A 12,986-nucleotide genomic window follows, 5' to 3' on the forward strand; every position below is an offset into this window, starting at 1 on the left:
ACATATTGTATTCACAGGCGTCAGCCTGAAGATACCGCTTAAGCCGATTAGCTTTTGACCGAACCCAGCGTCATGCCTTTGACGAAATAGCGTTGCAGGAACGGATAGACGATCAGAATGGGAACGGTGACGACAATGGTGATTGCCATTTTGACCGATTCCGGGGAGATCTGAGCCATGACCTCTGTCATATTGCGTCCGCGGAAATTATCCGCGTTGGTCGTGGTGCTCTGAATGACCTTCATCAGCTCGAATTGCAGCGTGGTCAGCGAGTCCTTCGAGCCGTTATACAGATAGGTGTCAATCCACGCATTCCACTGGCCGACGGCCAGGAACAGGGCGATGGTTGCCAAGGCTGGCTTGGTCAGAGGCAGAATAACACGCCAGTAGATGGTGAAGTCATTGGCTCCGTCCAGCTTGGCAGATTCCTGAAGAGCGTAAGGCAGACCATCGATGAAGGAGCGGATCACGAACACATTGAAGGCGCTCACCAGACCGGGCAGAACATACACGCCGAAGGTGCCCATCATATGCAGATCTTTAATCAGAATGTAAAAGGGGATCAGGCCTCCCGATACATACATCGTCAGCGCCAGGAAGGTAGAGACGAACTTGCGGGCCTGGAAGTCCACCCGGCTTAAGGTGAAGGCCAGCATGGAGGCACTGACCAGTCCGAGCAGAGTCCCGATAACCGTGCGCAGTACCGAGATTTTGAAGCCGGTAATCAGGCCGGAGAAGGCGAAGATCGTCTCATAATTCTTGAAGGTGAACATCCGGGGATAGATCGTAATCCCACCCTTGATGCTGTCCGTCGAGTCATTGAAGGAGATCGCCAGTACATTCAGAAAAGGGTACAGCGTAGCAACGGTAACCACCGTAATCGCGAGATAGACAACCAAATCGAAGATGCGGTCCGACCAGGATGCCGCAGCCAGTTTTTTAATCATGAGCAGGGCCTCCTATATGATGCTTTCCTTGGTTATTTTTTTGAAGATGCCGTTGGCCGTAAAGAGCAGAATTACACTTACCACGGAATTGAAAATATTAATCGCCGTCCCGAAGGAGAACCGTCCCATTCCCAGCCCGTAATTCAGGGCATACAGGTCAAGGGTCTGCGAGTAGTCACGCACCAGATTGTTGCCGAGCAGGAACTGCTTCTCGAACCCGATGCTGATCAGATGGCCGATGGACATAATCAGCAGGATCACGATGGTACCCCGGATGCCCGGAAAAGTAATATGACGCACCTGCTGGAGCCGGCTGGCTCCGTCCACCCTGGCTGCTTCGTACAGCTCCGGCCCGATGCCCGAGATGGCGGCGAGATAGATAATGGTATTCCAGCCCGTCTCCTTCCAGACATCCGAGGCGGTGACAATGCCCCAGAACAGATTGCCCTTCGCCATGAACTGGATCGGCTCACTGATGATATGAAGACCCATCAGCAGGTCATTGACTGCGCCGTTGTCCGTGGAGAGCATCTTGGTAATGATCCCGGCGGCAACCACCCAGGACACAAAGTGCGGCAGATACGACACCGTCTGAACGAAGCGCTTCAGCACCTGCAGCCGGACCTCATTCAGCAGAATAGCGAAGATAATCGGAATGATAAAGCCTGCCAGCAGTCCCATAATACTCATGGCCAGCGTATTGCGCAGGGCGTTGAAGAATTGCTCATCCTGGAAGAGCTCCCGGAAGTACTGGAGGCCGACCCATTTTTGCTCGAAAAAGGATTTGCCCGGCTTATACTTCTGGAAGGCCATCATCCACCCCCATAACGGAAGATAGCTGAAGACAAAGGCCCAGAGGACAAAAGGAACAGCCATCATATAGAGGTATTTCTGCTGCCGGAATTTCCCCCAGAAGCTGGAGGAGGATTTCTTCGGCTCCGGCTTCATCGCGGTGGTAATCGCTTTCATTTATGTCCCTCCTTCGATATAGCTTTATCATAATCTGCCGCTAGGACGGGAAACACCCGAAGATTTAAGTGTAAAAACAGGGGGAAATCAGTCTTTTTCGTAAGCGCTTTCTGAAAAAACATTCTCCGGCTCCTTTCTCCGGTAAGCGGAGGGGGAGGTGCCTGTGATTTTTTTGAACTTCTCACGGAAATAATCGACATCGCTGAAGCCGACGCTGCTGGCTGCCTGATGGATTTTGCAGCCCTGGTCCAGCAGCTCCTTGGCCTTCTCGATGCGGATCGTATCCAGATAGGTATTGAAGGAGCAGCCCATGGTGCTCTTGAACAGCTTACCAAGATAGGCACTGCTATAGGTGAACACATCGGCCAGCGTCTCCAGCTTCAGATTCTCGTCATAGTGCCGGTGGATCAGATCGACCATCCGTTTCATCAGGACATCCATATCGTCGCGGATAATCCCGCCAGCATATTCCTCCAGCAGACCTGTGATATAGCGCTGGAGCTGGGGGAGGGAGGTATGCCTGTAGATCTGCTGAATCTGCTCCTCCATCCGGCTCTGCGCAGCGCTAAGCTCCTTATAATGAACGGAGAGCTTGCCAGACATGGAGGTGACGGCCCGGACATAATAGGATTTCACCGCCATCTCGGATAAGCCCGCAGCAGCCATAAGGTCCCCTGCTTCCTGGATCAGGGCAGAGATTACGCTGAGATTGCCGGTATCCAGGGCGAAGTACAGCCGGTCCATCACGGGAGCGAGCCTGCTCTCCGTATCCTGGGGGTTTGCAGGCAGCCCCTGCTTCAGCTTGAGCGAATCCGGTCCGATCATCCCCGGCTCATCATAGAAGAAATGATCCTTCATCCGCGCCAGCGCCGACTGATGCGAGACCGGCAGCTCCCTCAGACTGTCCACCATATCCCCGGCAGTGATGATGCACTCCAGTCCTTCTGCGGCAGCAGCCTCACGGATCTGCAGGGCCATCCGTTTGCTTACCAGCTCCTTCTGGAAAGAGGGCTGCAGCAGCACCCCGAGATAAGAATCGAGCGCGAAAACGATGCCCCGGCTATTGTCCTCGAAGCTTGACGTCAGCCGGGACTTGACGCTGCTGGAAGGTCCGTTGTCCGCATGATCCTGGAGCAGCAGCCGGATCAGCACGATCTGGTAGGAATCCCAGAGCAGCCCTGCTTCCAGCGCCGACTCCATCAGCGCCGGGGCGGGATGCAGACCGCTCTCCATCAGCAGGGATTGAACCAGCATCTCCCGGCTCCAGACCTTAACAGCCTCATTATTCTTGCGGTGCGTCAGCCGCGCATTCAGTACGGTGGACAGGCCGGTAAGATACAGCTGCAATTCCTCTTCATCGACCGGCTTAAGCAGATAGTTATCGATATTGTAAGACAGTGCACGCTTGGCATAGCTGAAGTCGGCATAGCCGCTCAGGATGAGAATATGCAGCTCCTCATGATCCTCCCGCAGCTCGCCGATCAGCTCCAACCCGTCCTTCCCGGGCATACGGATATCGACAATCATCAGATCCGGAGAGTACAGCTTAGCCTTATGCCTGGCTTCAACCGCGTTGGCAGCTGTATCCACTACCCGGTAGCCCAGACTCTCCCAATCCAACAGAGTAACAAGCCCTTCGCGGATAGACAATTCATCATCAACAATTAACACACTATACATAGGAATCACTCCTTATAGGGATGGCGAAGCTGATCTGTGTGCCGTATCCGCTCTGGCTGGACAGAACCAGGCCGCATTCCGGGCCGTAGGTCAGCTTCAGCCGCAGATGGATGTTACGCATTCCGATACTGTGGGTCTCATAGTCATCGTTGTTGTCCAGCATCTGTCGCAGCTCTGCGAGCCGGGCCGGCGGGATTCCGGTTCCGTTATCGGAGACCTGAACCTTAAAGCTGCCCTCCTCCACCCGGATATCTACCCGGACCATTCCGCCGTCCATCCGGTCCTCCAGGCCGTGAATGACACAATTCTCCACCAGCGGCTGAATAATAAGCGGCGGTATCCTAAGGGTATTCGCTGCCGGATCTACATACAGCTCGTAGGCCAGCCGGTCATTGTAGCGGAATTTCTGGATGACCAGGTAGCAGTTCACGGTCTCCAGCTCACTTTGCAGGGTGATTCTGCCTCCGCCGACCTCTAAGTTCTTGCGCATCATCTTGCCCAGCAGCCGGACTACCTGCGCAATATCGGTCTGGCCCCGGGTGTGGGCCTTCATCCGGATCGACTCCAGGGCATTGAACAGGAAATGGGGGTTGATCTGGCTGGCCATCATTTTGAATTTGATCTCATTCTGCTTCAGCAGGATGGCATTCTTCTGCTGGTTGGATTCCTGCACCTCGCTCATCAGGTCGTTGATATTGCGGACCATGTGGTTAAACTGCCGGGCCAGCTGGCCGATCTCATCTTTGCCGTCGATCACCAGCCGGGCTTCCAGATTCCCGGAAGCGACCTTGGAAATATGCTTGCTGAGGTGCAGCATACGTCCGGTGAGCAGCCGGGAGAAGTAGTAGATTAGGATGATTGCAAGAAATAGGGAGGAGATAATGACGGAAGAAGCCAGGGAAATAATCCGGTTAGGTTCACTTACAATGCTCTCAACGGAGAAAATAGAGATAATCCGCAGACTGTTCAGGCTACCCTCAGGATGCCAGTCTTCGATCAGCATTTTGAAGGATTGCCCGTCAATCGTGATATCCGCAGGCCCGTGCCCGGCAAGGGTGGACAGCGGCTTCAGGTTGATTTCGTGCAGCGACTTGCCGAGAGTGCCCGCCCGGTTGGAGGCCACAATATTATCGTTCTCATCGACGATAAAGGTCTCGAAGGTCTCCTGCTTCAGGATGCTGCTGAGCTGATCCGAATTGACATTCACGACCAGTACACCGGTTGTGCGCTGCTTGAGGAAGTCTACCTTGCGGATCAGGCTGAGATAATACTGGCCGTTCCGGCTGTCAGGAATATAACTCCAGAACGCCAGTCCCTTCTGGGCGAGGGCGAGCTGGTACCACGGCTCCCGGGTAACCGCTTCGTCAGCCTGGAGGAATTCCCAGTTGTTGAGCACCGTCGGGTTGTCGATATACAGCCGGATGCTGGAGATTTCTTTGTACAGGCGGACGAAATCCCGGAAGTCGGGATAATCCCAATAGGCCTGCACCACATCATAGACTGATTCGTACCGGTGATTCGCAGCCTCCTCCAGCCGGCTGTCATTGGACAGGCGGTAGACGATATCCACCGGAACGTTCAGCATCTCACTGGTCCGTTTTTTCACACGGTCGACATTCGCCGTAATCTGCTTCAGCGCATTGTTCATCGCCATATTCCGCAGTTCACTGGTCAGAAACACCCCCACAATGAGCACCGGAATCAGGACGACGCTGCCGAAGGAGAGGAAGAGCTTGGTCCTGAGCTTCAGGTTGTTCATGAAGGTGATGATACGGGTATACACGAATGAAATCGCCTCCGTAAGCACAATTATAATAACGCTTACAATAGAGTATAGCGCGAAACAGTCAGCCAATATATGTCATGAAAATATTTTTTTGATAAACTTTACGGCTCCGAATTCCGATGATAAAGGGATCTGAACATCAATATTGGATAAATATTGAATACTTATTGGGAATAGCAAAATTAAATCAGGAGATTGAATAATGTATGCTATTTTTCGCATACATTCAGGCCGGATTGCCTTGATGCTAGCAAATGTATGTTGTTTTCCGCATACATTTGGCCCGAGCACCTGTGCGCTAGCAAAAATATATGCTGTTTTTGGCATACATTCGGGCCGATTGCCTGTGCGTTAGCAAATGTATGCTGTTTTCCGCATACATTCGGGCCAGATTGCCCTGGTGCTAGCAAATGTATGCTGTTTTTGGCATACATTCGGCCGGAGCGCCTGTTGCTGAGATTTAGAATTCCGTATTTTTACAAGGGGTTGTAAATCTATGATTCAGTGAATTTGTATAACATAACTTACAATTAAGTAGTTTGTACGGCGGGAGGGTGAAGATGGCATCAACAAAGCTAGTATTTAACGAAGATGAAGTCCGGCGCCTGCAGACGAAGATAGGTCAGGTGAGCCAAGACACCAACCGGCTGTACCTGCAACTGAAGGGCCAGTCCAGCGGCTGGGGCGGCATTCCCATGGGTGATCATATGGTCAAGGCCCAGGTCCTGATCAATGAATTAACCGTCGAAGCGGAGAAATTAGAGGATATCATCCGGGTTGCCTTGAGAGGCGTCTCGGAGCTACAGGAAGAGAATAAACGGCAGGCGGACAAGCTGACGGGGCAATTTAATCTGTTGCTCGCAGCCTTCGGAAGCTTGGGGCTGCAATCAGCCGCCGGACGGGTCTCTATCCCTGAATTTGTGCAGCGAAGTGCGACGAATCTCATCACTTCGATTGCCGCTCTATCGGGAAAAGATGAACTCAGCAGAGACCCGGTGGTGCAGCAGCTCAGGAATGTCATTCAAACCTCCGGCCTCTTGACCGTAGAAAGTATCGCTGCACAAAGTAAGCTGAACGATATCTTCGCGGCGCGAAATGAGATCGCTAAGGCCCAGGTGGCATTCAAGGTGTATCAGGCGTTCGGCAATCAGGCGCAGATGGAGGCTGTTCACGCTCAGGCCGAAGAGTCCCGGTAGAAGCTGGCTTCTCTGGGCGTAGCTAAGATCTACTATGAAACGGGTAAGGATCTAAGCGGCTATTACCGGCAAGCGGCGGTCACCGCCTGCGCGTATGATCCGTCGATTACGGCGGATTCAGTCCCCTTACTACATAACGAAGAATATCTGCTGCTCCTTCGGCTGGCGATGGAGAAGACTGCCGCCGGAGCGTATGCGCGGAGTCAGCTCGCGGGGAAGCGGCAGGAGATCCAGCTTGCAGCGGCGCTTAAGCAGGTTCAAGAGCAGATCGAAGTGGATCGGCGATTGAACGGGCCGCCGTTCACCCTGCCGGATGGCACGCCAATTACCGCAGACAACAAGGAAAATGAGACTACGTGGGACTTTTATCAGGCGAAAGTCTATGTACCGAATGAATATCTCACCCCCATGTACACCAGTTATCTGGGGTGGCTGGATAACACGTATGGCCTCACGAAATGGGAGAGCAAGGTCCGTCAGTCGGGAGATGTAGTGCTGGCATTTACCGAAGGATTGGTAAAAGAAGTCGCCATGGGTGTGGCGGATACGGCAACCCTTGCCTTCAAGCTAGTGGTGGACCCGGTCAAAACCACCACAGAAATGAAGCGGCAAGCGCAATATCTCATCGAGCATCCGGAAGTGCTGGTGGAGGCGGCGAAGATGGCGTATCATCAGTTTGACGAAGGTACACCCGAAGAGAAGGCGAAAATGCTGGGCTCGGTCGCGTCGATTCTGGTCCCCGGATTCCAGGTCACGAAGGCTGGCAAAGTGGGGAAAGTTCTGGGCGAGGTAGAAGACGCCGTCAGCCAAGCGGCGAAGGAGGTTCTGCAAGGGATCAAGCAGAAGCTTCCGAATCTGGGTCCGGTGGTGCAGACGCCGGAAGGGTTTGTTTTCAAAATAGGAGAGATTCCCGATACTCCAGCCTTGCCGAAGACGCCGGTGCAGCAGCGGTATATGGATGGTTTGGAGGATGGGAGCGGTAAGATTGATGGGACGGGTAAAATTCATCCTAACGGGACGCCTAACCCAACGCACAATGCTAAGGGTGAACGAATTGATAATGTAGATGTTCCTAAAGCGAAATTCACTTCCGTAACTGAGTATATGAGACAAGAAGATGCGGCAATAAATATGTATAAAGATTTTAAAATTATGAAAAATGATACGAGTGACATAGCTAAGAACACAGGTTGGAAGGAAGCTGATATTCAGCAGATTAAGAATCATCTATTCATTGAAAAGCATAAATTTGATAATGGTGAAGTAAGGCTATTTGATCCAAATTATCAACAAGCTTTAGCGTGGGAACGATTAATGAAAGGGAACTATAATAAGAATGACATCTCATTGCTTAACCATGAATTGTTTGAATCTAAGTACATGAAAAAGCATGGAGCTTCCTACGAACAAGGACATGCAGAAGCTCAAAAGTATTATAATTGGTCAGATAGCGTATTCGAAGAATGAGGAGGAGATAAGCATGGCTACATACGTTTTATTGGTAAAGGAAGAAGAAACAGAAGATTTTGTAGTGTATAAATTTGGTCCTGATAAAGATAGATTGGGGAAGTTAAGGTTGGACAAAGTTAGTGGAGAACCTGAAGAGCTTGAGAAGGTTCCAGATACGAATACTAATTTTTATTATTTTTCTGCGGCTTCAAAACTAATTAGAATACTTAAACAAGGAGATGGAGTTTTTCCTGATACAACGTCATATGCTTCTTGAGTTAGGGTAATTTAATCAAAGTTATTGTCCTTACATGGGGCTACCCAGTGCCGAATGAATTCTTGATAAAAAAAGCCATCTATTTGCGTTTGAAATCATATAGAGGACTCAGATTTAGAACCCGCAACTTTTTTTACAAGTTATAGCTTGGAAGAGTTTCTAAATATGTTAACCGAATGAGTCCTGCAAAAATCCTGTAATACTATTGTCACAATACGAGCTAATGTTTCGTATTGTGGCTTTTTCATTCTGTGACATGGATGGCGGCGGTAAATGAAATAGACCCTACCCAGTGTCGAATGAATATCTTACTCCGATGTATACGAGCTACGTGGGGTGGTTTAATCAGACGTATGGGCACGAAATAGGAGACGACAGTGCAGACGCCGGAAGGGTTTGTTTTCAAGATAGGAGAGATCCCCGATACTCCAGCTTTGCCGAAGACGCCGGTGCAGCAGCGGTATTTGGATGGGTTGGATGGGAAGAGTGGTAGGGTTGAGGGGACGGGTGAAGGTAACAAACCTAACCTTTATGATAAGGCTGGAGATTATAAGGGCGGTAGAACTCAGAAGGAATTGGATGACTTAGCTCGAGATCCAGCAAGTAATGGGAAAATAGAACCTAAAAATATCAGGGAAAGGGAAGTTGGATTAGCAGTAGAAGAAAGAGGTCAATTGGGAAAGCTAGTACGTGATCCTCAAGCAGAAAATGGAGCAAAGTTTATTGATACTTCAGGTTTAAAGTGGGACGTGAAAAGCTTTGAATCATACCCAAGTGGTGACAATGGAATTCCTATAACAAATCCCCAAAAGGGTGCCTTTACTATCAAGCAAGGTATGAAAAAGTTGCAAAAAGAATTTGATAATGGGAACAACGTAATTATTGACACAAGAAAAATGGAGCCTGAGCATGTTGAACAACTCAAGAAAGCAATTGATGAAGAAGGAGTAACAGATAAAATAATATGGTATCCTTAAGGAGTGAGAAAATGGAAGGGAATCTTAATAGGAAGTTTGATTTGCATAAAAAGTGGGTTGAGACAATTGGTAAAGAAGGCGAAATGTTAAAGTTAGATGAAGTGGACTTAAGAAGTATTGATTTATCCGATGTATTGCTTGAACAAGCATATTTAATTGAGTGTACTTTTGATGATCTCAGACTGGAAAATATTGATTTTCACACATCATTATTAGCCTCGTCAACATTTAAAAATGCATATTTAGATAAATGTGATTTTTATAAATCAGATCTTAGATATACGGATTTTACCAACTGCGTCATTAAAAATAGTAGATTTAGTAAAGGTGATTGTTGGGAAGCAATATTTAGAAATGCATATTTACTAGATTGTAATTTGATTAATGTATCGTTTTACTTAACGGATTTTAGTTGGGCAAGACTAGAAAATATAGATATAAGTGTAGCGGCATTTGAAGAAACATTATTAAGCGGAGTGACTTTGAAAAATATTAAAGGTATAGAAGAAGCTCATATTAAAAGTATTAATATTGGTACGTTGGAGAAGCCAATTTTGTTGAAATCAGATGAAGCGAAGAAATGGATGTTAGAAAAATGTGAAGTAAGTGGCTAAGAGGAATTGGCTACCAGTGCCGAGTGAAATAGGTAGCAATGCTCAAACAGGTCATTATGGTCAGATGCTACCATGATTGACCTGTTTTTTATTTACCGCCACTCATGCGCATCAAGCACCACCGTTAAGCTAGAGAGAGAGAGAACAAAGTCAAGCAAATTCGACTTTTCATGCCTGTTTGAAGATCCCGTATCCCCCTAATCCGTTGGTCACATGCACAATACATTTCGTCCGTTCATCAATATTCTTTTCCTCCCCCCAGACCTTATAATGAGAGCGTGTTCAACAAGTTGTTAGGGGGAACTTTGAAATGGAAGGATTAATCATTGGTTGGTATGGGGCGCTTGCAGGGCTGGCAATAGCCATTATTCTGATCCTTAGAAAATTGAATCCGGTCTACGCTCTATTCCTGGGTGCCATTGCAGGGGCGCTGATCGGCGGAGCCAATCTCGAACAGATCGTGAGTGTTCTTGTAAGCGGTACACAAAGTGTAATGGGCACGGTGCTGCGGGTGCTGGCCGCCGGTGTGCTCGCTGGTGTGATGATGGAGTCGGGTGCGGCTGAAGCCATAGCCCAGGCTATTGTCCGAAAGTTCGGCGGAAGCAAGGCCATTCTGGCCCTCGCGCTGGCAACTATGGTCATTACGGCAATGGGCGTATTCATCCCGGTAGCGGTGCTGATTGTGGCTCCGATTGCTTTATCCGTAGGCAACAAAATGGAGATCTCGAAGCTGGCGCTGCTGCTGGCCTTGTCGGGCGGGGGGAAGGCAGGTAACATTATCTCACCGAATCCGAATACGATTGCTGCTGCGCGCGGCTTTGATCTTGATCTGAGTAATGTCATGCTGGCAGGCGTGATTCCGGCAATCTGCGGATTAATTGTAACCGTTATCTTAGCAACCCTGCTGAAGAAAAAAGGCGTCATGGTTACCACGGCAGAAGCTGCAAACGGTGCAGACAACGCGAATACGGACGCTTACCCGCCGCTCAGCAGAGCTATTGTGGCTCCGCTTGTAGCCATCGTTCTGCTTATGATTAATCCGATCGGCTCCATCTCCGGGATCGAACCGTTAACCAAGCTTAAGGTGGATGCGCTCTATATTCTGCCGCTGGCGGGGATTATCGGGATGCTGGCGATGGGACAAGGCAACAAGGTGCTGCAATATACATCCTCCGGCCTTAGCAAAATGACTGCAACCATCCTGATCCTGATCGGAGCAGGCGGCATCGCCGGTCTGATCTCCGCTTCCGATCTGTCCGCCCAGGTGGTGCATCTGATTGAGCTGTCCGGGATTTCCGGGACGTTCCTGGCACCGATCTCAGGGATATTGATGGCTGCGGCTACCGCTTCAACATCCACAGGTGTTATTGTTGCTACGGGCTCCTTCGGGCAGGCCATTCTGAATATGGGCACGGCTCCGCTGGCTGCTGCTGTGATGGTTCATACCGGAGCTACGGTCATCGACTCGCTGCCGCAGGGCACTTACTTCCATGTAACAGCGGACAGTATGAAAATGTCGATCAAAGAGCGCATGGGGCTCATCCCGTATGAGGCCATCGTTGGCGGCACGATGACGATTGTGGCTACGCTGGTTTACGGATTTTTACTTTAAGATCAATATTATAGATGAGGTGTGGAAATGAGAGAGAGAACCTTTGTACTGGCGCCGGATTCCTTCAAGGAGAGCATGACCGCAAAAGAAGTATGTACAGCGATGGAGGCCGGACTCCGTAAGATATACCCGGAAGCAACCTATATCCATGTTCCGATGGCGGACGGCGGGGAGGGAACCGTGCAGTCCCTTGTCGACGCTTCCGGCGGAGACATTCATTATCTGGAAGTTGCAGGACCGCTGGGACAGCCGGTGACGGCACAATTCGGGATTCTCGGTGACGGCCGGACGGCGGCAATCGAGATGGCTTCGGCCAGCGGCATTCAGCGGGTGAACAGGGCGGAGCGGAATCCGCTGATCACCACCACCTATGGGACGGGCGAGTTGATTCTGGAATGTCTGAACCGTGGTATTCGCAAAATCATCATCGGCATCGGCGGCAGCGCCACCAATGACGGCGGTGCCGGAATGGCCGAAGCGCTTGGCGCCCGATTCCTGGATGAAGCGGGGGACTTACTTCCGCGCGGCGGCGGCAGCCTGGGACGGCTGGCGAGTGTAGATGTTAGCGGGCTAGATGCGAGACTGCAGCAGGTTCAGCTCATCGTTGCCTGCGATGTGACCAATCCGCTCTGCGGAGAGCAGGGGGCTTCAGCCGTATTCGGTCCGCAAAAAGGGGCCACGCCCGATATGGTGCAGCAGCTTGACGCCAATCTGGCCCATTATGCGGCGGTGGTGAAGCAGCAGCTTCACAAGGATGTACGCGACCTTCCCGGAGCCGGTGCAGCGGGGGGATTGGGCGCGGGTCTGATGATCTTTACACGGGCCACGCTGCAGAAGGGAATCGAGATCGTGATTGAATACACAGGGCTTCAGCAGAAGCTGGAGCAGGCGGACTTCGTCTTCACCGGAGAAGGCGGGATTGACTTCCAGACCAAATTCGGCAAAACGCCGTACGGCGTAGCCCGCACCGCCAAAGCCAGCGGCAAAAAAGTCATCGCCCTGGCCGGGTATATCGGCGAGGGAATCGAGACGCTCTACGCCGAAGGGATCGACGCCGTCTTCGGCATCGTTCCCGGCGCTTCGAGCCTGGAGAAGCTGCTGGCTGACGGCCCCGCCAATGTCGAGCGGACCTGCGAGAATATCGCCAGGCTGCTGAAGCTGGCCGAATAGAATGTGAGAACAGTGCCCCGGGAATAAAATTTCCCCGGGGCCACTGTTTTGTGGTGGAGCAGCTGAAGGCTGCCTAGTTGTTGCATCGGCCTCTTGATTGGAACAAGTGGAAAAAGAGCATCTAATTCTCACTAATCCGCACATTGGAGGATTTTAGATGGAAAAAGTACAACTGCTGTGCCCGAAACCTGCGTTCGGTGGGGGGCTGGGCTGAATTAAATGCCTTTTTTCCAATTAAACTCCCCAGCCTGTCATTCAGCCGGAAATTAGATGTACTTAATCCACCTATGATCGTGCTGAAATTTTAGC

The 12,986-nt window shown here is 50.6% G+C and carries 11 protein-coding genes; 7 read left to right on the top strand and 4 right to left on the bottom strand.

The annotated features are described in order from the left end of the window. Positions 1-47: 47 nt before the first annotated feature. The 4 genes from MHH78_RS12545 to MHH78_RS12560 all read right to left on the bottom strand — a co-directional run bounded on the left by MHH78_RS12545 (position 48) and on the right by MHH78_RS12560 (position 5,379). Positions 48-947, bottom strand: a complete 900-nt coding sequence (locus tag MHH78_RS12545) for a carbohydrate ABC transporter permease (RefSeq protein ID WP_341167591.1) — start codon at positions 945-947, stop codon at positions 48-50. Positions 948-959: 12 nt separating this feature from the next. Further along, positions 960-1,916, bottom strand: coding sequence for an ABC transporter permease (locus tag MHH78_RS12550; protein ID WP_076081235.1), 957 nt, complete (start codon positions 1,914-1,916; stop codon positions 960-962). Between the two features lie 87 nt (positions 1,917-2,003). Next, positions 2,004-3,596 carry a response regulator transcription factor gene (locus MHH78_RS12555; protein ID WP_341167592.1) on the bottom strand — a complete coding sequence of 531 codons (1,593 nt, stop codon included), beginning with the start codon at positions 3,594-3,596 and terminating at the stop codon, positions 2,004-2,006. Further along, positions 3,589-5,379 carry a cache domain-containing sensor histidine kinase gene (locus MHH78_RS12560; protein WP_341167593.1) on the bottom strand — a complete coding sequence of 597 codons (1,791 nt, stop codon included), beginning with the start codon at positions 5,377-5,379 and terminating at the stop codon, positions 3,589-3,591. The genes MHH78_RS12555 and MHH78_RS12560 overlap by 8 nt, the downstream gene beginning before the upstream one ends. 563 nt (positions 5,380-5,942) lie before the next feature. Here MHH78_RS12560 and MHH78_RS12565 point away from each other — a divergent pair. The 7 genes from MHH78_RS12565 (at position 5,943) to MHH78_RS12595 (ending at position 12,677) form a co-directional block, all read left to right on the top strand. Then, the gene (locus MHH78_RS12565; RefSeq protein WP_341167594.1) at positions 5,943-6,578 is read left to right on the top strand and encodes a hypothetical protein; all 636 of its coding nucleotides are present in this window, start codon (positions 5,943-5,945) and stop codon (positions 6,576-6,578) included. 168 nt (positions 6,579-6,746) lie between these two features. Then, the gene (locus MHH78_RS12570) at positions 6,747-8,045 is read left to right on the top strand and encodes a hypothetical protein (RefSeq protein WP_341167595.1); all 1,299 of its coding nucleotides are present in this window, start codon (positions 6,747-6,749) and stop codon (positions 8,043-8,045) included. 13 nt (positions 8,046-8,058) lie between these two features. Further along, complete coding sequence (locus tag MHH78_RS12575) at positions 8,059-8,304, top strand: hypothetical protein (protein ID WP_341167596.1); 246 nt, start codon at positions 8,059-8,061, stop codon at positions 8,302-8,304. A 377-nt stretch (positions 8,305-8,681) separates the two neighbouring features. Beyond that, positions 8,682-9,281: a hypothetical protein gene (locus tag MHH78_RS12580; RefSeq protein ID WP_341167597.1), complete on the top strand. Its 600-nt coding sequence runs from the start codon at positions 8,682-8,684 to the stop codon at positions 9,279-9,281. 11 nt (positions 9,282-9,292) lie between these two features. After that, complete coding sequence (locus tag MHH78_RS12585) at positions 9,293-9,895, top strand: pentapeptide repeat-containing protein (protein WP_341167598.1); 603 nt, start codon at positions 9,293-9,295, stop codon at positions 9,893-9,895. Positions 9,896-10,205: 310 nt separating this feature from the next. Beyond that, positions 10,206-11,507: a GntP family permease gene (locus MHH78_RS12590; RefSeq protein WP_341167599.1), complete on the top strand. Its 1,302-nt coding sequence runs from the start codon at positions 10,206-10,208 to the stop codon at positions 11,505-11,507. A gap of 27 nt (positions 11,508-11,534) precedes the next feature. After that, positions 11,535-12,677: a glycerate kinase family protein gene (locus MHH78_RS12595; protein WP_341167600.1), complete on the top strand. Its 1,143-nt coding sequence runs from the start codon at positions 11,535-11,537 to the stop codon at positions 12,675-12,677. Positions 12,678-12,986 lie beyond the last annotated feature (309 nt).

Source organism: Paenibacillus sp. FSL H3-0333, from assembly GCF_038002805.1.
Classification (GTDB): Bacteria; Bacillota; Bacilli; order Paenibacillales; family Paenibacillaceae; genus Paenibacillus_AQ; species Paenibacillus_AQ silagei.

Bases quoted from the DNA above. Each gene is read 5' to 3' on its own strand.
- MHH78_RS12545 (WP_341167591.1), bottom strand. From the start codon at position 947: ATGATTAAAAAACTGGCTGCGGCATCCTGGTCGGACCGCATCTTCGAT.
- MHH78_RS12550 (WP_076081235.1), bottom strand. From the start codon at position 1,916: ATGAAAGCGATTACCACCGCGATGAAGCCGGAGCCGAAGAAATCCTCC.
- MHH78_RS12555 (WP_341167592.1), bottom strand. From the start codon at position 3,596: ATGTATAGTGTGTTAATTGTTGATGATGAATTGTCTATCCGCGAAGGG.
- MHH78_RS12565 (WP_341167594.1), top strand. From the start codon at position 5,943: ATGGCATCAACAAAGCTAGTATTTAACGAAGATGAAGTCCGGCGCCTG.
- MHH78_RS12570 (WP_341167595.1), top strand. From the start codon at position 6,747: ATGGAGAAGACTGCCGCCGGAGCGTATGCGCGGAGTCAGCTCGCGGGG.
- MHH78_RS12575 (WP_341167596.1), top strand. From the start codon at position 8,059: ATGGCTACATACGTTTTATTGGTAAAGGAAGAAGAAACAGAAGATTTT.
- MHH78_RS12585 (WP_341167598.1), top strand. From the start codon at position 9,293: ATGGAAGGGAATCTTAATAGGAAGTTTGATTTGCATAAAAAGTGGGTT.
- MHH78_RS12590 (WP_341167599.1), top strand. From the start codon at position 10,206: ATGGAAGGATTAATCATTGGTTGGTATGGGGCGCTTGCAGGGCTGGCA.
- MHH78_RS12595 (WP_341167600.1), top strand. From the start codon at position 11,535: ATGAGAGAGAGAACCTTTGTACTGGCGCCGGATTCCTTCAAGGAGAGC.